A 631-nucleotide genomic window follows, 5' to 3' on the forward strand; every position below is an offset into this window, starting at 1 on the left:
CATTTTGATGACTTGTTCTTTATCAATATCGTTTGCGCTATAAGTAAAGCCGCGCGTATGAATAAAGTAGTTATTGCCTGACTTATAGAAGCTACCTGTGCGATCATAGGCTTTGTTGCTACGATAATTAAGCAGCTCAAGCCAAGTCTTCATCATGCTGTTGTCAACTGCCGCACCTTGATAAAGCTCAAGCGGTTGCGAATACACTTTGGCAGGAATATCCCAGCGCTTACCTTCAAACTTATGAGTAATAGTACGGTCAAGCTTGACCAGATACAGCGCCAACAAAACCATGCCAACGATGACAATGATTAATAGAATACTACTAAATACAATTCCGCGTTGCTGCGAGGGGAGATTACTTGCAGCAGACTGAGGTAACTTAGGATTAGATTTTCGCACTGATAACGCACCGTATTGGGATAAAAAACTGCCTCATAATGACGCAAATTGACAAAATTTTCAATCTATCATCATCGACTTAAGGTTTTATTGGGTTTAGCTAGGAAGGTGTATAATGATATAACATCGAATATCAATATATAAATGAACTAATGAAAGCGTAGTAATAGTACTAATATGAGTTTAAAAGAACTAAGAGTAGGGCAAATATTGTATTTAACGAATGAGT

The 631-nt window shown here is 37.7% G+C and carries 1 pseudogene; it reads right to left on the reverse strand.

Annotation, left to right across the window (positions count from 1 at the left end):
- Positions 1-402: pseudogene (locus ACS8FD_RS21875) on the reverse strand (penicillin-binding protein 1B); the annotation flags it as partial.
- Positions 403-631 lie beyond the last annotated feature (229 nt).

This window comes from Psychrobacter sp. 1U2, assembly GCF_051847575.1.